At 33.8% G+C, this 25471-nt stretch carries 22 protein-coding genes; 19 read left to right on the forward strand and 3 right to left on the reverse strand.

All coding sequences use genetic code 11. The features are described 5' to 3' along the window. From HMPREF1140_RS13645 to HMPREF1140_RS09630, 11 genes are all read left to right on the forward strand, one after another. Positions 1–197: hypothetical protein (locus tag HMPREF1140_RS13645; protein WP_035620309.1), on the forward strand; the 197-nt coding region annotated here is incomplete at its 5' end. Next, on the forward strand, positions 181–651 hold the full coding sequence (locus tag HMPREF1140_RS09590) for a DUF5071 domain-containing protein (protein ID WP_009663768.1): 471 nt from the start codon (positions 181–183) through the stop codon (positions 649–651). The genes HMPREF1140_RS13645 and HMPREF1140_RS09590, both read left to right, overlap by 17 nt. Positions 652–1049: 398 nt before the next feature. Next, positions 1050–2474 (forward strand): leucine-rich repeat domain-containing protein, encoded by a 1425-nt coding sequence (locus HMPREF1140_RS09595; protein WP_035620313.1) that lies wholly within the window; start codon positions 1050–1052, stop codon positions 2472–2474. Positions 2475–2549: 75 nt separating this feature from the next. Next, on the forward strand, positions 2550–2687 hold the full coding sequence (locus tag HMPREF1140_RS13420; protein ID WP_009663666.1) for a hypothetical protein: 138 nt from the start codon (positions 2550–2552) through the stop codon (positions 2685–2687). A 199-nt stretch (positions 2688–2886) separates the two neighbouring features. Beyond that, entirely contained in the window at positions 2887–3357 is a 471-nt protein-coding gene (locus HMPREF1140_RS09600; RefSeq protein WP_009663729.1) for a DUF5071 domain-containing protein, read from the forward strand. A gap of 433 nt (positions 3358–3790) precedes the next feature. After that, a complete protein-coding gene (locus HMPREF1140_RS09605; protein WP_009663652.1) occupies positions 3791–4036 on the forward strand; it encodes a hypothetical protein in 246 nt (81 codons plus the stop codon). Positions 4037–4332: 296 nt separating this feature from the next. Next, on the forward strand, positions 4333–4659 hold the full coding sequence (locus tag HMPREF1140_RS09610; protein WP_083846516.1) for an HNH endonuclease: 327 nt from the start codon (positions 4333–4335) through the stop codon (positions 4657–4659). A 79-nt stretch (positions 4660–4738) separates the two neighbouring features. Further along, positions 4739–5824, forward strand: a complete 1086-nt coding sequence (locus HMPREF1140_RS09615) for an HpaII family restriction endonuclease (protein ID WP_009663736.1) — start codon at positions 4739–4741, stop codon at positions 5822–5824. Next, the gene (locus tag HMPREF1140_RS09620) at positions 5824–6267 is read left to right on the forward strand and encodes a very short patch repair endonuclease (RefSeq protein ID WP_009663789.1); all 444 of its coding nucleotides are present in this window, start codon (positions 5824–5826) and stop codon (positions 6265–6267) included. Before HMPREF1140_RS09615 ends, HMPREF1140_RS09620 begins: the two co-directional genes overlap by 1 nt. A 152-nt stretch (positions 6268–6419) precedes the next feature. Next, positions 6420–7139 (forward strand): HEAT repeat domain-containing protein, encoded by a 720-nt coding sequence (locus HMPREF1140_RS09625; protein WP_009663742.1) that lies wholly within the window; start codon positions 6420–6422, stop codon positions 7137–7139. Between the two features lie 122 nt (positions 7140–7261). Next, entirely contained in the window at positions 7262–8527 is a 1266-nt protein-coding gene (locus HMPREF1140_RS09630) for a phospholipase D family protein (protein WP_009663741.1), read from the forward strand. A gap of 172 nt (positions 8528–8699) precedes the next feature. Here the strand turns inward: HMPREF1140_RS09630 and HMPREF1140_RS09635 are convergent, their stop codons facing one another. The 3 genes from HMPREF1140_RS09635 to HMPREF1140_RS09645 are packed head-to-tail and all read right to left on the reverse strand — an operon-like array spanning position 8700 to position 13587. Next, the gene (locus tag HMPREF1140_RS09635; RefSeq protein ID WP_009663787.1) at positions 8700–9692 is read right to left on the reverse strand and encodes a LacI family DNA-binding transcriptional regulator; all 993 of its coding nucleotides are present in this window, start codon (positions 9690–9692) and stop codon (positions 8700–8702) included. A 19-nt stretch (positions 9693–9711) separates the two neighbouring features. Further along, complete coding sequence (locus HMPREF1140_RS09640; RefSeq protein WP_009663745.1) at positions 9712–10575, reverse strand: DMT family transporter; 864 nt, start codon at positions 10573–10575, stop codon at positions 9712–9714. A gap of 15 nt (positions 10576–10590) precedes the next feature. After that, a complete protein-coding gene (locus tag HMPREF1140_RS09645) occupies positions 10591–13587 on the reverse strand; it encodes a glycoside hydrolase family 2 TIM barrel-domain containing protein (RefSeq protein ID WP_009663764.1) in 2997 nt (998 codons plus the stop codon). Between the two features lie 257 nt (positions 13588–13844). Between HMPREF1140_RS09645 and HMPREF1140_RS09650 the strand changes: the two genes are divergently transcribed. The 8 genes from HMPREF1140_RS09650 (at position 13845) to HMPREF1140_RS09685 (ending at position 25436) form a co-directional block, all read left to right on the forward strand. Beyond that, complete coding sequence (locus HMPREF1140_RS09650) at positions 13845–15074, forward strand: ABC transporter substrate-binding protein (RefSeq protein ID WP_009663651.1); 1230 nt, start codon at positions 13845–13847, stop codon at positions 15072–15074. Positions 15075–15076: 2 nt separating this feature from the next. Next, on the forward strand, positions 15077–15985 hold the full coding sequence (locus HMPREF1140_RS09655; protein ID WP_009663722.1) for a carbohydrate ABC transporter permease: 909 nt from the start codon (positions 15077–15079) through the stop codon (positions 15983–15985). Positions 15986–15987: 2 nt separating this feature from the next. Next, complete coding sequence (locus HMPREF1140_RS09660; protein WP_009663662.1) at positions 15988–16809, forward strand: carbohydrate ABC transporter permease; 822 nt, start codon at positions 15988–15990, stop codon at positions 16807–16809. After that, a complete protein-coding gene (locus HMPREF1140_RS09665) occupies positions 16809–19088 on the forward strand; it encodes a glycoside hydrolase family 65 protein (RefSeq protein WP_009663737.1) in 2280 nt (759 codons plus the stop codon). The genes HMPREF1140_RS09660 and HMPREF1140_RS09665 overlap by 1 nt, the downstream gene beginning before the upstream one ends. A 166-nt stretch (positions 19089–19254) precedes the next feature. Continuing rightward, complete coding sequence (gltS, locus tag HMPREF1140_RS09670) at positions 19255–21402, forward strand: sodium/glutamate symporter (protein ID WP_009663782.1); 2148 nt, start codon at positions 19255–19257, stop codon at positions 21400–21402. Positions 21403–21623: 221 nt separating this feature from the next. Continuing rightward, positions 21624–23774, forward strand: coding sequence for a 1,3-beta-galactosyl-N-acetylhexosamine phosphorylase (gnpA, locus tag HMPREF1140_RS09675; protein ID WP_009663705.1), 2151 nt, complete (start codon positions 21624–21626; stop codon positions 23772–23774). Beyond that, positions 23771–24859 carry a phosphotransferase enzyme family protein gene (locus tag HMPREF1140_RS09680; RefSeq protein WP_009663769.1) on the forward strand — a complete coding sequence of 363 codons (1089 nt, stop codon included), beginning with the start codon at positions 23771–23773 and terminating at the stop codon, positions 24857–24859. Before gnpA ends, HMPREF1140_RS09680 begins: the two co-directional genes overlap by 4 nt. 67 nt (positions 24860–24926) lie before the next feature. After that, complete coding sequence (locus HMPREF1140_RS09685; RefSeq protein WP_009663711.1) at positions 24927–25436, forward strand: shikimate kinase; 510 nt, start codon at positions 24927–24929, stop codon at positions 25434–25436. The last annotated feature ends 35 nt before the right edge of the window (positions 25437–25471 follow it).

A 25471-nucleotide genomic window follows, 5' to 3' on the forward strand; every position in this document is an offset into this window, starting at 1 on the left:
TAAATAGTACAGGTGTACTACAAGCGATTATAGATGGTCCAAACCATGTAAAAGTAATTCCTACAGATCCTTTAGAACTACCAATATGGATGAGCACCAGAGAAACAGCAAAAGAGAATCCATACTACTTAACAAAAATATTAGCATCAATATCTATAAGAGATAATGGAGGACCATGTAATGTCAGCAGTGATTGATAATTTAATTAGTAAAGAAGAGTATAATATTTATGTAAATGAATATATAAGAGATGAAAAATTATGTGAATTAGCCTCTTTATTAGAAAAGGAGGATGATAATTTAGAAACTTATTTTAACACAAGGAGATATAAATCTAAATTTTTATGGGTTAATATTTTATATATTATAGAAAGAATGAGCTATGCTAAAAGAATAGAATACATACCATTTTTAATAGAGTTTTTGCAAGATGTAAACTGGCCAGTATTTAGATATACTATTTCATCACTTATGTCCTATAAGAAAACTGATTTAGTACCATTTGTAGAGCAAGCACTATGGACTGCATATAGAGATGATGATGAAATGTGGATAGCAGGAATAGCTAGACTTATGGAAAAAGATAATATAAAACAACAGGATTTTAAAAATCCAGAAACTTATGATTTATTAAAGTATAGAGATTTTTAGAGTTCTTAGTATTATAAAATAATGCATAGGATTAATTTAAAGAAGAAAAAGGGAGTATACCCTAATAGGGAATATAGTTATGATAAAAGAGGTAACTTAAAGTCTGTATTAAGAGGAGGTGAACTTATAATTAGATAAGGTTCAAAATTCGTTTGTAAAAGTTACATTATTTGATGTAAGTCCTGGTGATAAGCCAATTAGAAGTAATTATAATATACAAAAATTCAAAGTTGAAGAACATACAGAATATATAAATAAAAAATCAAGTATATATGGAGAGAGGTATCTGCTAGTAGGGATTGGGTTACTTAAAAAAACAAAGAATATAGATGATTTAAGTAAAGGAATGGAAAAAACTTTTGCTAATATAAATCAATATTTTAATTCTGGTAGGTAAAATGGTAGAGATGAAAAATAAACATATTATTTTTGGGCTGATTTGCGTTTGCTTTGTTTTATACTTTATTATTACGAATTTGAAATGCAAAACAATAATAAAAGGGGATATTTTAGTTAAGATACAAAGTGGTATTATTGAAAAAAAAGAAGATATTGCAGAGTTTAATGTTCCTGAAGGAGTAACTATTATTGACAACTATGCTTTTGGAGAATGTTGGAATTTACGTGTGATTAATTTGCCAGATACAGTTAAGATTATAAGAGAAAAAGCATTTTGTAATTGTATTAGCTTGGAAGAAATTATTTTACCAAATAGTTTAGAAAGGATAGAAAATGGAGCTTTTTTAAATTGTAAATCATTAAAGAATATTAAATTACCAGAAAAAATGATTATTATTGAAGGTAACACTTTTTCGGGATGTACTTTATTAGAAAATATTGATTTACCTCAGAAACTAACAGAAATAAAAACAAGTGCTTTTGAGGATTGCAAAAGCTTAAGAAAATTAGTGTTACCAAATAGTATTAAGAGTATTGAGAATTGGGCATTTAAAAATTGTAGTAGTTTAGAAGAAATCAAAGCACCAGAAAATATCAGAAGCATTGGGGAAGATATTTTTGAGGGAACAGCTTTTCTGACTCAAGCACAAACTGAAGAAGATGGGGGTATATATTGGGGAAGAATACTATTAAAGTACACGCTGTTAAAAGAAAGTGTAAAGATAAAAAAATTTACTAAAGTTATTGCAGCCAACGCATTTAGAGAAAATAAAACAATAAAAAATATTGAGTTACCTGAGGGCTTATTAGAAATAGGAAATACAGCTTTTGCTTATTGTGAAAGTCTGGAAGATATAAACTTACCTACGAGTATTGAAAAAGTAGGATTGGATATTTTTGAGGGGACAAAATATTTAAAAAAATTACAGGTAGACGAGTATGGTTGCAAGTATTCAGAAAATATATTGTTAGAATATAAAACTAAAGGAATTGATAAAATAAAGATAAGAGAAAACACAAGGATAATCGCTGGAAATGTATTTTATAAAGCAGAGGATATCAAAGAGGTATATATTCCTGAGAGTGTGAATTGTATCTGCACTCAAGCTTTTATTGATTGCAATAATTTAGAAAAAGTTGAGTTTGAAGAAGGTAGTAAATTGGAGACCATTGAGAGTTATGCTTTTTCAAGTTGTAATAGTTTGAAAAGTATTAGCTTGCCGATAAATCTTAAGAGTGTATCCCAATTTGCTTTTTGGTGGTGTGGTTTTGAAACTATAAGAATACCAGAAAATGTGGAATATTTAGATTTATGGGCTATTGCAGATTGTCTTTATCTAAAAAGGATAGAACTTCCTAAAAGCCTAGAGGGGAAGTATTATTGGATTTCTGATAGACCAAAGCCAGAAATTGCGTTTTATTAGGACTAATATCTACTTATTACTAATTGAATATTGAAGTTTGACTAATAATAAAATAAAAATAACTAAGAGGTACTTATGAACGACTATATTGATGAAAAAATAATACCAATAAAGGTAAGTAATACCGATGAATCTCACCAATCCCTAGAAGAGGGTTACTACATATCAGGTAGGCTTGAAACTTTCTCTAAGGAAAAGTATTTTGACGCGTGACACTCAACTTTAGAGGCTTTAAATAGTACAGGTGTACTACAAGCGATTATAGATGGTCCAAACCATGTAAAAGTAATTCCTACAGATCCTTTAGAACTACCAATATGGATGAGCACCAGAGAAACAGCAAAAGAGAATCCATACTACTTAACAAAAATATTAGCATCAATATCTATAAGAGATAATGGAGGACCATGTAATGTCAGCAGTGATTGATAATTTAATTAGTAAAGAAGAATATAATATTTATGAAAATAGAAATATATCAGATGAAAATTTGGAAGAATTAGCCTTATTATTTCAAATGGAAGGTAATAATTTAGAAGATTATCTTTATTTAGGTAACTACAAATCTAAGTTTTGCTGGTTTAATATTCTATATATTATAGAAAAAATGAAATATTCTATGAAGATTAGATATATACCGTTTTTGATAAGATTGTTACAAGATGCCAACTGGCCTGCATTTGAATATGCAGTTTCTTTATTATCATCTTATAATAAAAGTGATTTGATTCCATTTATAGAAGATGCATTGTGGAAAGCATATAAAAGTGATGATGGAATGTGGATATCAGGAATTGATATACTATTGGAACATATCCCTATAAAGCCAAGTGAATTTGAAAACCCTAAAACCTATGGCTTGTTAAAATATGGAGATTTTTAGAGTTCTTATTTTTTGAAGGTGTGAGAATTATATTTTAGCTCAGCTTGTAGAAGAAAGTGGAGTATCTCCTAATAGAAAATATAGTTACGATAAAAGAGGTAACTTAAAGTCCGTATTAAGTGCAGGAGAGCTTATAAGAGCTTATGAGTATGACAGTACAGATAGGCTTAGTTTAAGTTATGATTTTTCAGGACAAGCAAAGAATTATATCTATGACGGATTAGGAAATAGAATAGGAAATAATGAGTATAGAGTAGACAAGGATGATTTAAAAGATATTTCTAAAGACAGTCTACAAGAACTTGATATAGTAAGTAAAGAAGAATATCTACTTGATATAACAAGACCATACCATAATCTACTGCAAAGAAATGAGAAGTTTAGGAATATAGAACACAGCCAGAGCTTTATATGGGATTATAACACTGCTTTTATGGAAGAGAAGGATAAAACCTATACCTACTTGCAAGATGAGCTTGGAAGTCCTATAAGGCTACTTGAGCTTGGAGAAACAGAGGAAACTAGGCAGATGGTATATGGCTATGATGAGTTTGGAGTGGATACATATAAAATGCAAGGTAGGATACAACCATTTGGCTATACAGGATATAGGCATGATGAGGTAGCTAACACCTACTTTGCACAGGCAAGAGAGTATATGCAGGGTATAGTGGTGTAGTTGTCAAGACAAAAATCTAAGATTTTTATAATGAACTGATATAGCTGAATAATCTGTGCCTCAATGAGCCACCTGTCCGGTGAGATTGAGCCATCAGTCCGTTTTGCTGTGAGCCACCATTCCGGTCACAATGAGCCACTTGTTTTATAATAGAATTATGCACAATTATTGTGTAAATCTATTATACAGGAGGTCACCATTATGTAAGCGCCTTATAAGATAATGCCTTATATCCAATAGATAAAGAAGCAGTAGTTAGAATACGTGTTAATCAAGGTGTATTCAAGGAACAGTTATTGTGTAGGTATAGTCATTGTTGTTTATGTAATGTAACACAGAAAGATTTTCTTATTGCAAGTCATATTAAACCATGGAAAGATAGCGATGAGAATGAGCGTTTGGATATTGACAATGGATTATTACTTTGCCCAAACCATGATAAGGCATTTGATAGAGGGTATATATCGTTTGATGATAATGGTTTGATTATAATTTCAGATGAGCTTGATGATACAAATAGAGTATTCCTAAATCTTAGACAAGATATGAGTATAAAGCTTACAGATGGAAATAGAGAATATTTGAAATATCATAGAAAAAATATCATGGTGATAAACAGATAATTTTATAGATACATAGTCTCATGATTATTTTATTAGCCAAAGAGTTATTTGAACAATTGGATTTTACACGGAGGTAAATATGTTTATAGGGAATAAGTGGGAATGGTCTGAAGTATATGTCCTTTTAAGACTTTTGGCAGAAGAAAAGATATATGCTAATGACAATGAATTAAATAAGCTTGAGGATGTTTATTTTCCTATTATTAAAGTGCTCAGAGAAGAAAACAAGGGTGAAATAAAAGAGTATACCGCCGGAGAAATGATATCGATTTATATTGATGGAGCAAAAGTGAAGGAATTACCTGTGACAGAGTTTGAATCGGAGTACGGAAATTTGTTGAATGAGATTAACAGCAAAGATTCAAAGTGCACATTTCCTGTAGAAAGTACGCAGAATTTCATAGATAAAATTTTGTGTTATAAGATTTTTACACCTGCAACGGATAAAAGTGATATCAAGGTAAAAATAATTGATGCAGATACAGTATACAGTCCTACTATAGGTTCATCAATGAAATCCGAATTGGGTTCATCTCCGACTTTGTTGAATGCAGGAAAAACTACAAACTTTATCTATAAGATAGTACATAATCATCCTGACTTGATAAGAGAAGCGAACGGAATATACAAGGTGTCAGGAGGTAAGAATCATACTGATGTCAGGGGACGTATAAATAAGATAATTAAAGAAAACGGAACTCTTGAATATCGAAAGATGAACAATCAGATTTTTGAAGATAATCTGGTGCTTATCGACAGTAATATGGATAAAATTATTGCAGAGACTCTTTTATATTTTTATAAAGACGGAATCAGCAACTGCAATGAGATGGTTGAAAAACTTGAACAGGAAAATCCTATGAACTACGGTAATGTAAATGCCTATAAATATAAGTTCAAAAAGTTTTTGACAGCTGTAGCATTGGGAATGAAACCTGCTACAGTGTGGGACGGTTTGGATGAGGCTACAGGTGGATATATTGTAGTTACAAAGGAAGGCAATGTTCTTGCTTATCATATATACAACAGAAATCACTTTGAAGAATATTTGTTAAGTAATACAAAATATGAAACAGCATCCACATCAAGACATGATTTCGGGGAAGTGTACAGTGAAAACGGAGAAGATTTTATAAAACTTAATTTGCAGGTAAGATTCAGATAATGAAGAAGAGTAAGCCGATGACCAGAAGTGAAAATATGGCAAAAGTTAAAAATAAGAATACACAACCTGAAGTTTATTTGAGGAAGCTTTTGTGGCATAGGGGGTTTAGATACAGATTAAATTATAAGAGTTTACCCGGAAGTCCGGATATCTATATTTCTAAATATAAGATCGCCATATTTGTAAACGGGTGTTTTTGGCACATGCATGAAAATTGCAGGTATGCATCCATACCTAAGAATAATCATGATTTTTGGAAAAACAAGTTGGAGGGGAACGTTCAAAGAGATAAGCAAAACTACATCAAACTTGAGAGCATGGGTATTAATGTTATAGTGGTGTGGGGATGTGAAATCAAACAGATGATGAAAGATAAGATGATAGAACAGGAAAAAGTGGATAATCTCGCCAAATACATTTTTTCTACGCCAAAATCCGAATAATGGCGAGATTATTCTCGTCTATAGTTATTTTTCATAGCCAAATACTCCAAAATGGCTATGAAAAGTCATTTTAAATATATTAATTTTAGATGATTTGGATATCTCGTTTCAGCTTTTTAAAAATAAAACAGAGAATAAAAATTGAGGGTACTATGACGGCGCTACAAAACAGATATGAAGAATTGAAAAGACAAAACTTCCCCGATAGCGAAAGAATAAAATTTATTGCAGACTTAGGAGCAAGTGAAGAAATAGAATATCATTATCAATTAATTTGCACAGACCGGGATGAAGGTACTAACCTAAATCTGTCAGGCAGTTTTTATAAACATGATAAAGAAGGCTTGGAGTATTTGTTTGAAGTTTTAGATAATGAAAAAGACGAAAGTATAAAAGTATTTGCCGCATACCTTACGGCAGAAACTCTTTCCAAACTAAGACATAGAGATTTTTACGTAGAATTTTGCAACAGACTTATTCCTGTTATGAGTTCATTGATAGAAATAAGAGATGATTTGCTCCGTAGAAAAGTTATTATAGCTCTCGGTTGGATAGGATCTTCAGATGAGATTGATATTTTGACAAAACGGATGTCGGAAGATAAAGACAGTCTTTGCAGAGCATGGTCTGCATCAAGTCTTATGCAAATGTCGTTTCACGGAGTTAAAAAAGAATTGCTTCAGGAAAAGACGAAGGCGTGTCTGGCTTTGGCAATTGCTAAAGAAGACGATTTATATGCCTGCGGTATTATGATAGAGGCTACACAGATTTTATTCGGAAAGAAATGGATAAGCTCATCGGCTGTGGAAGATGTTGATGCCGAAAAAATAGAAAAGGCAAGGAAATCGGCGATGAGATTTTTGAAGAGGTAGGAATATAAATAAAAATCAAAAAAAATAAGTTTTGGTAAAGTTACTGAATTGTAAGTTGTATATTCATATATTATGAATACTTTGTATAATGAGATAAGATTATTTTATTTGGAGAGATTGTAATGATTGAGATGGTGACAGATAAGCATTATGATGCAATAGTATCATTGTTTGAAGAAGCGCAGAATGAAATAAAAATTATAAGCCCTTTTTTATCTGAAAAGACAGCAGAATTGCTATGTAATGCAGCTAAAAGAGGGATAGTCTGCTCATTTATAACAAGACTATATCTCCAAGATTTCTTAGATGGTTCTAATACACTTGAGGGATTACAAAAAATGCTAAGTTCTGGAGTAAAGTTACATGCGCTCATTGGTTTACATACTAAGCTTTACCTTTTTGATTCAGATGATGCAATAGTTGGAAGTGCTAATTTTACAGAGAGTGGCTTGACTAGAAATATAGAGCTGTCTATACATTTGAATAGAGAAATAACTATTAACAGCTTACATAAATACTATGATGATATAGCTGCTAAAATAAATGATACTAAGGATGGCTGCATTACTCAAGATATACTAGATTATTATAAATTAAGGTATCAAGAGCATAAAAAATCTATATCCAAGGTTGATGGAGGGAAAAAAATTGTAACAACGATTTATGGTGCTGCCCTTGATACAAATGCAAAACGTATTAAGGAAGATAGAAATGAGGCGTATAATGAAATCGATAGTAATACTTCAGAACGACGGACAGATCCGGTTTATTCTGCGTTGGGTGGAGAAACATCTATAGTATCATATAAAAGTTTAAAAAATATATTGTTAAAATTCTCTGCTTCGGCCAGTAACAGAGCTGATGGAAAAGAAGCGATGTATATGTATGCTTTTGATGACAATGGAAAAGAAATATATATATCAAATTTTTCAGAGGCAAGAGCAAAGAGTGCAAAAACTGTAGAAGAAGGAGATGAAACCTTCTTTTGTGTGCATTCTTATGATAAAAGTGGCAAGGAGTGCCCTTTAATTGTAGGAAAAGGATATTTTAAAGCATTTAACTCGAATAATGATGCCAGAAAAAAAACATGGAGTAAGCAATTTGATTGGCTTAAAAAATATCCTATTTATTGTGTTATATCAGAAGCAAAAATTATAGATGCTCCTGTAAATTGTGGTATTCCGCTTCGTGAAGTTACGGATGCTCTAGGATATAAGACTTATATTCATACTAAAGATAGTCCGGATAAATATACTGAGGAAAAAGTAGCAAAGGCTCATAGACAGCAGGCTATGCTTGCATTGTCTCATGAAGCGAGGGAGTATATTGATAAAAGATTAGAAGAGATTGGAAAACAGCATGGTTGGAAAACATATAGGTCAGAGTAGTGAAAAACTATTGTAAATTATTTAAAAAAAACCAATATTATATTAGAAAATAAATGCTCAAAGGTATAGATGCCTTTTATAAGTATTATTATATAGATAAATAGATTGAATTAGTGAATAGTATGAGTAAGAAGAGGGGTGAATTATAATAGGTAAACCACCCCTAAATATATTATTGTATTTTTTTCACACTATCCCTTACATAAAGTTTTGTCGGTACAAGTACTTTAACTCCTATTGTTCTACCGTCCTTGATTTTATGCTCAAGCACCTCGACGGCATGCTCACCCATAAATTCCATATATACTCTGACAGTTGTAAGAGGTGGAATCATGTACTTTGCTCCGGGGATATCGTTAAAACCTATGACGCTTATATCGCTGGGTATATCCAGTCCAAGCTCATATGCGGCTCTGTATATTCCGGTTGCAACGGAGTCATTTGAGGCAAATATGGCAGTCGGTAGATTGCCTTCATCATATAATTCTTTAAAAAGGTTTCTTCCTGACTTGGCCTTATAAGGGCATATCTTTATAAATTTCTCATTATAGAGGCTCTTCTTTTTTAAATAGTCACAAAATTCCACATATCTGGAATCATCTTGGGAGCTTTCCTCCGGATTTTCCGCTGCTCCTCCAATAAATCCTATTTTGCTATGTCCGTTATTTATAAATTCATCCAAAATGTTTTGTACTGCACCCTTGTAATCGACTGTTATGGTATCACTTTGTGGAGTTCCGGAATATGTATCTATAAAAACAGTGGGTTTGTTCCATCCTTCAATTGTCTTTAGCATATCTTTTGTAAAAGTACCTGTGCATATAACTCCATCCAAAGAGTTTACAGTATCCTGTGATGTGTTTAGAGATAAAACCGCCTTTTTATGTCCTTCCTGCTTTATCTTTTTTTCAATAGCCAGGCGTATACAAAGATAGTATGGATCTTCCAGCTCTTCTTCAGGAGAATAAGAGTAGAATGTACCTATTTTAAGTTTTTTTGAAACCTGTTTTGTTATTTTTCTGGAATACTCCAGTTCCTCTGCAATCTCGAAGATACGTTTTCTTGTTGTTTCTTTTACATTTAAAGAATCATCATGGTTTAAAACTCTTGAAACGGTTGCAGGAGAGACTCTTGCTTTATCTGCAATATCTTTTATTGTTACCATACAGTTGCCTCCGTATGTTTTATTCTTGTTTTTCTTTGAAAATTTGTAATTCGGACATTAAAACAGCAGATAATATCATTATTCCACCTATTATCATTTTTATTGTGAGTTTTTCGCCCAAAAGTATGATTGAAAATAATGTTCCGAATACCGCCTCCATTGACAATATTATTGCTGATTTTGTTTCATCCACATATTTTTGTGCAGCAGTCTGTAGGAAATAACATATTGCGGTACTTACAACTCCAAGATAAATTATAGCAGAAATTCCCTGTGTTGAAAGTGATAAATTAATTTTACCACTGAATAAGGGTCCTATAACCGACAAGCAAAATGCCGTGAACATTTGTAAAAAGTTCAGTATTGAAGGCCTTATTTGCTTTCCGAATATTCCTGTCAGATATATTTGGAAAGCAAAACCCATGGCACAGAAAAGCGTAAATATATCACCGGTACCTATGGAGAAATTGCTTTGTAAAGATAATACGCCTACACCTATCAATGCTGTAAAAGATCCGACTATATCTGCTTTATTGAGTTTTTTTCGTCCTATAATATATGCGATGAAAGGGACCATGACTACATTTGTTGCTGTGAGAAAAGCATTATTTGAAGGAGTTGTGTATTTAAGTCCTATTATTTGCAATGCAAATCCTGAAAATAATGCTACACCTAAAACAGAGCCGTATATGATCTCGTCTTTACTTATTGTTTTTAAATTTTTCCATGCAAATATTCCCATCAAAATACTTGCGATTAAAAATCTATAGCTCATTATTTCAAAGGGGCTTAGTTCGTTTAAGGCAATATCACTTGCTACAAAGCCACCACCCCAAATAATAGTGACAATTACAAGTCCTATTATACCTAAAGTTTTCTTCATATCTTACCCTTTATATTAAAATTCAAAAGTCAAATTTAAATTATAGTCGTTTAAACGTACCTTGTTTTTATAGGTCTGTTCTTCACCGCAGGAGTTACTTCCAAGTCCTGAATGTTTTGCATCTATGTGTAAGATTACCTCATCGATTGTCTCGAGTTCATTCCAATGTTTTGCCTTTTCTAAAGCCTTTATAGTATAGTTATGGACATCAAAACCTATCGGTTTTAAAGAGTTTATAACAAGAGTATCTTCTTTGCTGTTTAATTCTATAATATCTGTTCCTTCACGGTGACCGTTTTCTTGAGGTTTTATGTAAACATTGCTCATATCTTCTATGTTTTTTGAATATACTCCGTATTTAACATGTGATTTCATATCAGGATAATTTTCATAAGGACCTAATCCATACCATTTTACATTTGTAAATGCTGAAGGTAACCTGAGTTCTATTCCTATTCTTGGAATAAACTCCGGGGCGAAGCTTGTTTTCCTAAAGCCATTTAGATCAAGGTTCATAATTATCTTTCTATCAGGGAAAATATAGTAAGTGTATTCGGCTTTAAATCCGAATGCCATACTCAAAGGTGAGAAATGTTTACCTATACTTACCTTTACAAAGCCCTTATATTCATGTGCATCAAAATATTCTAATTGTTCCTGCTGTTTTTGTATAAAATATTTGTTGTACCAGTCACCAACCTTATACATATCATTATCTATAGCGGCTCTCATCATATTTAAGGAAGGACCTTTATTGAATATATTTTGACCTTCACTTTCTAAACTAAGCAAATCTCCTGTTACTTTATCAAATTTCACAGAGTAGCCTTTACCTCTGACTTCAAAACATGTATTAGTTTCAAATATTTCACAACATGAATTTCCGGACTTTTCTTCATAAATTTGTGTATCATTTTTTAATGCCGCTTTTATTAAAAGCTGATCAAATGAAACTTCATATCCTTTTTCGCAAAACGGCATATCCTTATTGTAGATAAATGATATATCAATATAGCAGTCGGCAGTATTATCAAAATGATTATATGCCGATACAATATCCGGAATAATCAGCTTTGATTCACATCCTGCTTTTATGTTAATTGTTGGAATCCTACCTTCAAAAATACAGTTTCCGTTTTGATGAATTTTATAAATAAGACTTATATAGGAAGTATCTGCAAAAATATTTTTGTTTTTAACACTTATTTCGCCTGTTTTAATATCAGTTATGCTTGCTTTAAAAGGTCTTATTACCTGCTTATAATTTTTTAGTCCGGTAGAAATCTTTCTGTCAGGGGATAGAAGTCCGTCCAAACAAAAATTGCTGTTATTGGGGGTATCGCCATAGTCCCCTCCATAGAGATAAACTGTATTACCGTTTTCATCTTTTTCGGCCAGTCCCTGATCATACCATTCCCATATAAAGCCTCCCTGAAGTCTGCCATATGCTTCAAATAACTCTTGATACTCATCAAGGTTTCCCGGGCCTACTCCCATGCTATGTCCGTATTCACATAAGATATGCGGCTTATTATGAGCATCATTTCCATGTGCAATCTTAAGCATGCCGTCAAGCCTTGTATACATGGTAGAGTAAACGTCGCTAATATCGGCATTCATATCACCTTCATAGTGTACAATTCGGCTTTTATCAAGCTTTCTTACAGACTCTGCCTGTGCATCTACATTTGGTCCGGTAGATGCCTCATTTCCCAAAGACCACATAATTATAGAAGGATGATTTCTATGCTCCCTGACCATTCTCTCAACCCTGTCAACATAAGCACTTTCCCAGCTTTTTTCTTCATTGAGCCATTTGTAATTCTCAACCCATTCAAAACCGTGATTTTCAAAATCCGCTTCATCTATTACATATAAACCGTATTTATCACAAAGACTGTAGAAGTAGGAAGCTTTAGGATAATGAGCACATCGAACAGCGTTGATATTGTGGCACTTCATTATTTTTATATCTTCTTCTATTATAGCTTTATCGACAGTTAAACCGCCTTCGGGTGAGAAGTCATGCATATTTACGCCATTAAATAATATGGCTTTTCCGTTTATGCATATCTGATTATTTTCAATACTGACCCTTCTAAAACCTATATAGCTTGAGACTTCATCAATGATTTTTTCATTATCGGTGATTTTTAAATTTAATTTATACAGATTTGGACATTCAGCGCTCCATGGATAGACTTTGAGTTCATCTTTGAAAAAATGAAAGGAATCTTCACTTGAAAGAGTGCTTTCCTTAAAAATAATCTTATCATTTGAATCAAGCAGTTCAACGTATATTGTTTGGTCTTTGTCTATATAAAAGTAAAGAGACAGATCAATGGAACCCGAATTTTTTGAAGAATCAAAGTCTGATATTATATGAAGATCTTTTATACCGTTTTGTGGTACAAAAAGTAAATATACATCTCTGAATATACCTGATAACCACCACATATCCTGACATTCAAGATAGGAACCGTCTGACCATTGGTAGACTCTTACTGTAAGTTGATTGATTCCCTCGCGTATATATTTTGATATATCAAATGAACTACCAAGTCTGCTTACTTTACTGTAACCTACATGTTTTCCATTTATCCAGAGATCGTACGCGCTGCTTACACCGTCAAATCTTAGGATGATTTTTTTGTTTGGATCTAGTGTTTCAATATTAAAATCTCGTCTGTATATTCCGGTCGGATTTTTTGACGGTACAAAGGGGGGATTAATAGGGAACAAATACCATACATCAGTATAGTGGTTGTGCCCGTAGCCTTGTCTTTGCCAGCAAGATGGGACTTTGGTGCTGTTCCAGATACTGTCATCAAAAGTTGTTTCAAAAAAGGCATCGGGGGAATATTCCGGAGCATCTAAAAATAAGAATTTCCAATCTCCGTTAAGACTTACAGTGCGTGAAACTGTAGTACTATGCATAAAATCCGCCCTTGCTTCTTCTCTTCCCATCATCAGCAGCTCTTCGTTTTCCCAACGTTTTTTTTGCCTTATCATAAAACCTCCAAAGTACTGTAAAAATATAATATATGGTAAAATCTTTAGTTTTAAACTTATTTGTAATAAATAAAGATTAGCATAGAATAGGGGGCTGAGTCAATTGATTTAGTAAAAATTTACTTATTTAAAATATGATATAATAAGCTTAAAAAAGGCTTATAAATACAGATAAGAAATAAGGTTCAAATAGTATTTATTTACTTTTTAATTAGTAAATGATATAATAAATTTACTAAAATTTACGTGAGGTGTTTATGAAAAAGAAAATAGCTATGAGTTGCATCGCGCTTCTTTGCGCAAGTACAGTTTTATCAGCCTGTGCATCAGGTGGTAACAGCAGTGAGTCTAAGAATGGTAAGGTTAAGGTTAGATTTGCTTCATGGGATGTTGCGGAAGATATTGATAAGCAACAAAGCCTTGTAGACAAATTTAATGAGTCACATGATGATATTGAGGTAGTGCTTGAGGCCTATGGAAGAGATTTTGACACTAAGATAAGTGCCGGTATGGGCTCTAAGGATGCACCGGATATTATGTATATGTGGAATTATCCTGCATACTATGAAGGATTAGAGCCACTTGACTCATACATTGAGAAAGAGGGAGAGGATTTTAAGAAGAATTATTATTCGGCTCTCTGGGATTACAATTCTATAGAAGGCAATATTTACGGTATGCCTGTAGGTTTTACTACACATGCTTTATTCTATAATAAGGATTTATTTGAAGAGGCAGGGGTTGACTTACCGGGTGAAAATTTTACATGGGATGACTTAAGAACTACGGCTAAGACAATTTCTGAGAAAACAAACGCAAAGGGATTTGCCTTCCAAATGAAGCCGGATCCATATGATTTTGAAATGTATTTATGGAGTAATGGTACAGCTTATTGTGATGATAAAGGAGATATGAAGGGTAAAATAGACTCGCAAGAATCACAGGAAGTATTTAAGATGTTCCAGGACATGGCAAAAGAAGAGGTTGCGGCTGTGACTGAAGGAAACGGTACGGATGAATTCCGAGCAGGACAGGTTGCCATGTATATATACGGTTCATGGTCTATAAATTCTTTAAATGAAGACAATATGAACTATGGAATAACTAAGCTTCCAAACTTCGGTTCAAAGCCATCTGTAAGTATATTAAGTTCTTCAGGTATAGCAATGTCAAAAGACAGTAAGAATAAGGATGCCGCATGGGAATTTATGAAGTATTGGACAGGTGAAGAAGCTAATAGGGCAAGGATAGGTCTTGAACTTCCGGTTCTTGAGACTGTAATAGAGTCGGAAAAAATAATGGAAGACAGCACATATGCACCATTTTATGAAATGCTTAAGCAAAGTGCGGGATATACACCTGCAAGCTTCATACAGAAGAATTGGTCTGAGGTTTCTGAGAATCTTTCTCTAAGCTTTGAAGAAATGTTTAACCCAAGTACATATAAAGATGTAAAAGCAACACTTGAACAAGCAGCACAACAATAATTATGCAAAAATCAATTAAAAAAATAACACCATATTTATTTATTCTACCTTGGATAATAGGCTTTTTGGTATTTACACTTGGACCTTTGATATTTTCTCTTATAATGAGTTTTTATAATTGGTCACTGACAGGTAAACCTGAGTTTGTAGGATTTGGAAACTATATCGAGATGTTTACAAGTGATAAACAGTTTTCAAAATCTCTGATTATAAGCTTAAAGTATGCGGCGGTTTTTGTACCGCTTAATATGGCAATAGCTTTGTTTTTAGCCATGCTTATAGCTCAACCTGTAAAACACACAAAGATATTCAGAACTATTTTTTATATTCCTTCTGTAATATCCGGAGTAGCTGTTTCTATAATATGGAGTTGGATACTTAACAGTGATTATGGTATTTTAAATTATTTACTTTCTCTTTTGGGTATAAAGGGACCGAAATGGCTTGTGGACCCGGGGTATGCAATGCTGGCTGTTATAATAGCAAGTGCATTCGGAGTAGGATCTATGATGCTTATTTTCTATACTGATATTAAAGGGATTTCAACAACTCTTTATGAGGCGGCTTCGCTTGACGGAGCCTCCTCTTTTAGGCAGTTTTTCTCTATTACATTGCCACTTATAACTCCGACACTATTATTTAACTTGATAACCTCAATAATAAGTTCGTTCCAACAGGTGACACTGGTTATGCTTTTAACAGGTGGAGGACCTTTGAAATCAACCTATTTTTATGGTTTATATACCTACAATAATGCTTTTAAACATCATAAACTTGGATATGCAAGTGCAAATGCATGGGTTATGTTTGTTATTATTTTGATATTAACGATGCTTGTTTTCAAAACTTCATCAAGCTGGGTATTTTATCAATCAGAAAACTCAAAAAACAAAAAAAGGAGGAAGGCATAGATATGCATTTATCTAAAAAAACAAAATTTATTATCTATTTTCTTTTGATAATATTTGCGATTTATTTTACCGCTCCTTTTATTTATATGGTTTTCTCGGCATTTAAGACAGAAGCTGAAGCTATAGCTTATCCGCCAAAGTTTTTACCATCACAATGGCATTTTGAAAATTTTATAAAGGCATGGAAGTCACAGCCGTTTGGCACATACTTGTTTAATTCAATTCTTGTTACAGCTCTTACAACACTTGGGCAGGTTATTTCCTGTTCATTGGTTGCATATGGATTTGCGAGATTTGAGTTTAAAGGCAGAGATATTCTTTTTATGATACTTATGGCCACAATGATGATTCCATGGGATGTTACAATGATTCCACAATATATGGAATTTAACAAGTTCGGATGGATCAATACACTTAAACCTCTTATTGTACCTGCATGGTTCGGATCTGCTTATTATATATTTTTGATGAGGCAGTTTTTGCTTAGTGTACCTAAGGACTTTGAGGAGGCGGCAAGAATAGACGGGGCAAATGCTTTTCAGATATATTTGAAAGTATTTATGCCTATACTGAAGCCTTCTCTAATATTGGTTGCAGTGCTAAATATGATTACGGTATGGAATGATTACCTGGGTCCTTTAATATTCTTGCAGGAAAGAAATAAATATACTCTGGCTCTTGGTTTGGCGGCATTTAAGGGAGTACATTCCACAAAGATAATACCAATGCTTTGTATTACGATTATTATGATAATACCTCCTGTGCTTACATTTATATTCTCAGGAAAGCACATAGTTGAAAGTACAGGCGGAGGAATAAAATAATGGAAAGAAAAGATAGTATAAATATTTTTGAAGATAAAATTAAAGCACTTAAGAGTACGGATGAGTTTATTATTCCCGAAGATCTTTATAATGAGAAAGAGAATCTTAAATTTGAAAGTTTATTTGCCTTGTCAAATTCCTACCTTGGTATAAGAGGAAGTCATGAGGAAGGAATGAAGATTTCTCTGCCTTACTTTTATATAAACGGAGTTTTTGATAAATCCGAAACCTTTATGAGAGAACTTGCGACATTGCCAAATCCTTTGGGAATTAGATTCTATATAGAAAAAGAGCTTATAGGAATAGAAGATTGTGAAATCTTGGAATATTTAAGGGAGCTTGATCTAAAAAATGGTATTCTGTGGAAAAGTCTGATCCTTAGAGACAGCAAGGGAAGAGAGACTAAAATAGAGGGTTGTCGTTTTGTAAGCAGAAAAAATGTACATAGAATAGGGATGATCTATAATCTTATTCCAATCAATTATGATGGAATAATAGAGGTGGAGAGCGAAACTGATGGAACCATAATCAACTTTGCGGACGCTCCCAGATTTAAGGTTAAACATACCAATACTTTAAAGAATGAGGAGTTAAGTGATTTTGGTGGAAACTATATTGAAGTTGCTACAAGAGATAGAAATCTTCATATTGGTGTGGGTAGTTATATAGAAGCTTTTAAAGAAGGTGAACCTGTACTTAGTAATCGAAATTTTAATTCTTTTGGAGAAAAGAGTATAGAATTTGCTGATGTAAAAGTAAAAGCCGGAGAAAATATAAATTTTATAAAGTACATAGCAGTATACACAGAGAATGATGTACACAAAGAAGAAATAAAGAAATGTGTCACTAAAGAAGTTACAGACTTTATAGAAAATGGATTGTACAAAGAGATTGCAGACCACTGCTTAGAGTATAGCAAACTGTGGGATATGGCAGACATTAAAATTGATTGCGATGAAGAACTTAATAAGGCAATAAGATTTAATATATTCCACCTTATGAGTACCGGTAGTTCTACAAATAACAGTATAAATATAGGGGCAAAATTATTGACCGGTGAAGAGTATGGTGGTCATGCATTTTGGGATACCGAGCTTTTTATGCTTCCTTTCTTTTCATATGTTTTTCCTGATATTGCAAAGAATCTCGTTAGTTACAGATATAGACTGCTTGATGCTGCAAAGGAAAATGCGCTTAAAAACGGATATAAAGGGGCGCAATATCCATGGGAATCTGCGGATGATGGAACTGAGCAGTGTCCGGCGTATACTATAGAGCCTGATGGAAGTTGTTACAGATGTTATGTGGCAGATTATGAGCATCATGTGAGTGCGGCAGTGGCATATGGAGTTTACAATTATACACGAATTACAGGAGATTTGGAATTTTTCTATAGTAAAGGAATTTATATACTTATAGAAACTGCAAGGTTTTGGGCAAGTCGCTGTGAGTATATAGAAAAAGAAGACAGATATGAGATTCGTAAAGTTACAGGTCCTGATGAATGGCATGAACCGGTGGATAATAATGTTTATACGAATTATTTGGTACGTTGGAATTTGCTGTATGTAAAGAGAAAGCTGGATGAGTTAAAAGCTGATAACAGAAGTCTTTATAAAGATGTCCTTGAAAAGACACAGTTTTCAGATGAAGAAGCCGAAGAACTTAAGTCAATTGCAGATAAGATATATCTTCCCAAAATGGCCGGTAGAAATATACTTGAGCAATTTGAGGGATACTTTGGATTAAAGGACTGTATTATAGAAAAATATGATGAAAATGACTGGCCAAAAAGGCCTGAGATATTAAAAGAAATTACTATTGATAAGACATCTCTGATAAAGCAGGCGGATGTAGTTATGCTTATGTATCTTTTAGAGAATGAGTTTACTGCAGAAGAAATAAGAGATAATTATCACTATTATGAAAAAAGAACATTGCATGGATCATCACTAAGTCCTGCAATATACTCTATAGTAGGTTTAAGAACAGGTGATAAAGGTAAGGCATACAGATATTTAAGGAGAGCGGCTTTTATTGATTTACTCAATTTGCAGAAGAACACAAGAGAAGGTATACATGCGGCAAATGCAGGGGGTGTATGGCAGGTAATTGTTTTTGGCTTTGCGGGAGTTAAGACAGATGATAAGGGAGAACTTATCATTGAGCCTAATATGCCAAAGGATTGGAAGAACCTTAACTTTAAGCTTTGGCATAACAATAAGCGCTTGAATATAAATATTTATGCTGATAACAGCTACAATATAGAAGAAATTTAATATATACGATTTGACGTCCGGCCTGATTTTCTGTATAATACTTTTCGTCAAAAAATGACGTAGACTTAAAGGGGAGCATAATATGCTACCCTTTTATTATTCAGTTAAGGAGGTATAGCGTATTAAAGGTATAAGAAAGAACTTAAGCTTTGTATTTATTATATTGATGTTTGCACTGTTGGTTTCAGGCTGTGCAAAGCAAAGTGAAAATAATAATATTCATATCGGAACAGGTGGGACAGGCGGTACATATTTTGCATATGGAAATGCCCTAAAGGATATTGCCGAGCAGGAAAGTGATATTGAAATGAGCATACAGATGAGTGCCGGTTCGGCGGCAAATCTAAGATTGCTTGAAAACAATATCGTCGGTATGGCAATAGTTCAAAATGATACTCTTACAGACGCTTACAACGGAAAAGGTGAGTTTGAGGGGAATCCCTTAAAAATAACCAAGGCTGTTGCGGGCCTTTATACGGAGAGCTATCAAATAGTCGTAAATAAGAAATTAAAGCTGAACTCTGTGGAGGATTTGGCAGGACTTAGAGTTTCGGTAGGTGAAGAGGGATCAGGTGTTTTAAAAAATGCAAAGAATATCCTTAGAGCCTACGGTATGACTGTAGATGATATTGATGTGAGATATCTTTCATTTGAAGATGCCGCAAATGCCTTAAAAAACGGGGAGATAGATGCATTCTTTGTAACGGCGTCGGCACCTACAAAGGCAATTTCAGATTTGGCTGATTCAAATGTACCTATTGATATTCTTTCATTGGATGAAAGGGCAATAAGATTTCTTCAAAACAGCTATAACGGATATAGCGTTACTACAATTAAAAAAGGAACGTATAAGGGTATAAATAAGGATATTACTACAGTTGGAGTAATGGCTGTGCTTGTGGCAAACAACAATATGAGTTCAAGCAATATTGAAACTGTATTAAATCTTATAAAAGCACATCAAGACAGCTTCAATAAGATATCAGGTAATACTGTAGATTTTTTTGATGAAGCAACTTTAAACAGTATTGTGGTACCTTTCCATAAAGCGGCAAGTGAATGGTACAGTGCAAACGGAATAACAGGATTAAAGGCTGAGGTTAAGGCTGATAATGTTTCAAGAAAAACTTTGAATCTGGATATGTATCAGACGGTTGCGGTAGCGGTACTTGCACTATTTATAGGAGTACTTTTAAAGGAAAGAATAAAGTTTTTAACTACATTTTGCATTCCCGCTCCTGTGGTAGGAGGAATGATTTTCGCTATAATATTCTGTGCATTGTATGCACTTGGCATTCTTGAGATAAATTTTGATGAGACTCTTAGAAATGTATGCATGGTTATGTTCTTTACCTCAGTAGGATTCCAGGCAAATATGAAGGTACTAAAGAGTGGTGGTAAGGGTACATTTATTTTCCTTGCGTTGGTATTGGTACTCATAATATCTCAGAATTTTGTAGCTGTCGGTCTATCAAAACTTCTTGGTATAAATCCGCTTATAGGTATGTGTACAGGTTCTATATCTATGATTGGAGGACATGGTACTGCGGGAGCATTCGGTCCTTTGCTTGAAGATATGAATGTTGACGGTGCGACCACTTTGGCTACAGCAGCGGCTACTTTCGGTCTTGTAGCCGGTTCACTGATGGGTGGTCCATTGGCAAACGGACTTATAAAAAAGAAAAATCTTATGGATACTGCAGTGTATGAAGATGACAGCATGCTTGTTGAAGAGGAGATAAAGCATAGAAGAGAGGTTTCAATGTATGCACCTGCAGTGTATCAGCTGACTTTGGCAATGGGTATTGGAACTGTTATATCTTTTGTACTTTCAAAGACAGGTATGACCTTCCCTATATACATAGGCTCTATGATAGTGGCGGCTGTAATGAGAAATATCAGTGAATATACAGACGGCTTTAGAATACATATGGGTGAAATAAACGATCTTGGAAGTATTTGTCTTTCACTTTTCCTGGGTGTAGCTATGATTACACTCAAGCTTTGGCAGTTGACTGCACTTGCCCTTCCTCTGTTTATACTATTGGCAGGTCAAGTAGTTCTTATGTATATCTTTGCAAGATTTATTGTGTTCAAATGTATGAGAAGTGATTATGATGCGGCTGTTTTGGCAGCAGGCACATGTGGTTTCGGTATGGGTGCAACACCTAATGCCATGGCAAATATGCAGGCTGTTACAGAGAAATATTTGCCTTCGGTAAAGGCATTCTTACTTGTGCCGATAGTCGGAAGTATGTTTGCGGATTTCTTAAACAGTTTGACAATAACATTTTTCATAAACTTCTTAGGTTAAAAATAATTTAAGCCAATTTAAAAGCTCACCTTATAAGAGGTGAGTTTTTTTATTGGAATAGTATATTTTGACTAAGATTTTAGTTGAACTTTTTGTAATAAAATATTATATTTTATAGTATAGCTTTTGTAAAAAGTCTTATGTGAAGTAGAAGAGAAAATGTTGGAGAGTACAAGACTTTTTGACTTAAAAATTATAAATATAGATACCTAGGGGGTCAAATGTTAAAAGGAAGGGTAACAATACCTACAGATGTTGATATCATTGAAGAGACAAAGGAAATAATGGAGCTTTGGGGTGCTGACGCTATCAGAGATTGTGACGGAACAGATATGCCGAAGGAAATAGAGGAACTGGATGCGAAGATCTATGCCACTTATTATACCACCAGAAAGGATAATGAGTGGGCAAAGGCTAATCCTGATGAAGTGCAGCAGATGTATATAATGACTGACTTTCATATGGCAACTGAGGATACTCTCAGAATCAGATTGATGGAAGGCTTACATCCGGATCTTTTAAAGGTCAATGATTATGATGATATAAAAAGATGGTGGGAAGTCATGGACAGGACAATCGGAGAGCCTGTGAGTGACTGGAGTTATGAAGACGGTGAAGTAATTATAAATGCAAAGAAATATCATGAATATACAGTAAGTTTCTTAGCTTATATAATTTGGGATCCTGTACATATGTACAATGCGGTGACAAACGGCTGGACAAATTTTGAAAAGCAGATAACTTTTGATGTGCGTCAACCAAAAACAAAAGTTTATTCTATGAAGAGACTTAGAAAGTTTTTGGAGGAGCATCCAAAGGTTGATGTAATAAGATTTACCACATTCTTTCATCAGTTTACATTGATATTTGATGAACTTGCAAGACAAAAGTATGTGGATTGGTATGGATATACAGCTTCTGTAAGTCCATATATTTTAGACCAATTTGAAAAGGAAACCGGTATTAAGTTCAGACCTGAATATATTATAGATCAGGGTTATATGAACAATACTTACAGAGTTCCGTGTAAGGAATATTTTGCCTTCATAGATTTTCAAAGAAGAGAAGTTGCAAAACTTGCCAAAGAGATGGTGGATATAGTTCACGAGTACGGCAAGGAAGCTATGATGTTTTTGGGTGATCACTGGATAGGCATGGAGCCGTATATGGAAGAGTTCAAAAATATAGGTCTGGATGCAGTGGTTGGAAGTGTAGGCAACGGTCAGACACTTAGACTTATCAGTGATATAGAAGGTGTGAAATATACAGAGGGCAGACTTTTGCCATATTTCTTCCCGGATACATTCCATAAGGGTGGTGATCCGCTTGGAGAGGCAAAGAGAAATTGGATAACAGCCAGAAGAGCAATACTTAGAAAGCCTGTAGACAGAATAGGCTATGGCGGATATTTGAAGCTTACACTTGATTTCCCTGAGTTTATAGATTATACAAAGCAGGTATGTGATGAGTTTAGAGAACTGTATGCAAATGCACAAGGCTGCAAGGCTTATTGTATCAAAAAGATTGCCGTGCTCAGCGGTTGGGGAAGGTATAAGGCATGGGGAAATCATATGGTACACCATGCTATATATTATAAGAACAACTATTCATATGCAGGAGTAATAGAGGCACTTAGCGGTTCACCTTTTGATATTGACTTTATCAGTTTCGAAGATATCTTAAAAGATAAGGATATATTAAACAGATTTGATATAGTAATGAATATCGGTGATGCGAACACAGGACAAACCGGTGGAAAGTATTGGAGTGATGAGAGAATACTTACAGCTGTAAGGGATTTCATATATAATGGCGGAGGCTTTATAGGTGTAGGTGAACCAAGCGGATATAATTATCAGGGAAGAACATTGCAGCTTGCAACTCAGCTTGGGGTAGAGCTTGAAAACGGCTTTACTTTGGCAAAAGGCAAGTATTATAAAGAAGTAAAATCACATTTTATTACAGAGGAAGTTTGTGATGAGATATATTTCGGTGAAGGTAAGGACTTCATATATGCACTTGACGGTACAGAAATTCTTGCACTAAGAGGAGATTCAGTACAGCTTGCATGTAAGGAGATTGGAAAAGGGCGTACGGTTTATATCAGCGGTTTGCCTTACAGTTTGGAAAACAACAGATTGCTATATAGAGCAATACTTTGGGCTTCACATGATGAAGAGGGTATACACAGATGGTTTAGCACTAACTTGAATGTAGAGGTAAATGCCTATGTGGAAAATAATAAATTCTGTGTGGTAAACAATACCTATAAATCTCAGGTTACAAATATATATAAAGGGGATGGAAGTTCGTTTGAACTTAAACTTGAGCCTAATGAAATAAAATGGTTTGAAATAGAGGGGAAAGTATGAAATCAAGTATAATAGAAGTATTGCAGCAATATGATAATTTTACCGAATTAAAAGAGTTTTCGGAGTATGGTAACGGTCATATAAATGATACCTATCTTCTGGATTATGAGGGATCAGGTAAGGTTATTTTACAAAAGATAAATAAATCAATATTTAAAGAGCCTAAGAAGCTTATGGAAAATATTGCCTTGGTAACATCATTTTTGAGAGATAAGATTGAAAAAAACGGCGGAGATCCGGACCGTGAGACTCTAAATCTTATAAAGACCAAAGACGGACAAAGTTTTTATGAAGACAGTAAAGGGGATATTTGGCGAGCTTATAATTTCATAGCGGATACTATATGCTATGAACAGGTTACAAATGCTAAAGAGTTTTATGAGTCAGGCTTTGCTTTTGGAAATTTTCAAAATCTTTTGGCAGACTTCCCGGTTAATAAACTTAGTGAAGTTATCAAAAACTTCCACAATACTGAGGACAGATTTGCTACATTTAAAGCACAGATAAATGAAGATCCTTTGGGCAGAGTAAAGGATGTCAAAGAGGAGATAGACTTTTTCTTAAACAGAGAGGAATATACCCATATCTTTAACAGAGCACTTGCAAATAATGAGATCTCATTGAAGGTTACACATAATGATACCAAGCTTAACAATATTTTATTTGATAAAGATACAAAGAAGGCATTATGTGTAATAGATTTAGATACTATAATGCCGGGAGTTGCGGCTTTTGATTTTGGTGATTCCATTCGTTTCGGTGCAAATAAAGGACTTGAGGATGAGGTTGATCTGTCAAAGGTAGGTCTTGATATTGAACTGTTTGAAGCTTTTACAAGGGGATTTTTGGAAGCTTGCGGTAAGAGTTTAAATAAAAGAGAGATTGAACTTTTGCATATGGGAGCTGTAGTAATGACTTATGAATGCGGTATAAGATTTTTGGGAGATTATATTGCAGGTGATAAGTATTTTAAGATAGCAAGAGAAAATCATAATCTTGACCGTGCGAGAACTCAAATAAAGCTTGTTTCGGATATGGAAGAACATATTGAAGAGATGAAAAAGATTGTAGAAAAGTATATTTAGTTTATGAGTTGGAAGCCACAAGTGTAGTAAAACATTTGTGGCTGTTTATAGAAACGGATACTGATATATGTTAAATAAAAAAATTATACTTTGCGGTTTTATGGCAAGCGGAAAGACAACTGTAGGAAGAGAATTGGCTAAGGAGATTAATACTCATTATATAGATACCGATGAGCTTTTGATAGAAACTTATGAAATGGATATACCGACTATATTTACTAAATATGGTGAAGACTATTTTAGAGATTTGGAGCATGAAATAGCTATAAAGGTTTCCGAAATGCCGGCCGGAGTTATTTCCACAGGCGGAGGAATGCTTACCTTTGACAGAAACGGTGAGGTTTTGAAAAAGGGAGGCACTATCATATGCCTTGTAAGGGATTTTGATAAGATTTATGAAGATTTGCTATCAGATACAAACAGACCTCTTGCAAGAGATAAGTCAAAGGAAGAACTTAAGCAGATGTATGATATGAGAATTTTAAAATATCAAAAGTATGCCGATTATACTGTTGAGAATAACGGCAGTATAGAAGATTGTGTAAAAAAGATAATATCCATTATTGACGTAAATTAAAATAAATTATATACTGTTACGAAAGTATGTTCGAA

The sequence above is a fragment of the Lachnoanaerobaculum sp. ICM7 genome (assembly GCF_000287675.1).
Classification (GTDB): domain Bacteria; phylum Bacillota; class Clostridia; order Lachnospirales; family Lachnospiraceae; genus Lachnoanaerobaculum.